Below are 212 nucleotides of genomic sequence, written 5' to 3'. Positions count from 1 at the left end.
CCCCAATTAAACCATTTTTAATTGCAAATAAAGTTAGAGAGCACGAAATTCTCCTTCCTTTTAATTCTACAACTCAGCTTGGTCAAAATTTAGTAGAAACTAGTGGTATGCATGTAGATCCTGATGGTAATTATATATCCGATACTGGTTACTCTTGGGCATTAATTATAATTCTTGATATTAAAGTTCCAAAGGAATCTGTTAGAATATAT

General features: G+C 31.1%; 1 protein-coding gene. It reads left to right on the top strand.

The genetic code is table 11. The features are described from left to right. Positions 1–212 (top strand): DUF4842 domain-containing protein (locus ACRHOC_RS15895; RefSeq protein WP_431159524.1); only part of this gene is annotated, 212 nt, incomplete at both ends.

It is taken from the genome of Winogradskyella poriferorum (assembly GCF_050618035.1).
GTDB lineage: Bacteria > Bacteroidota > Bacteroidia > Flavobacteriales > Flavobacteriaceae > Winogradskyella > Winogradskyella poriferorum_A.
This window is presented reverse-complemented; position numbering and strand designations above follow the sequence as displayed.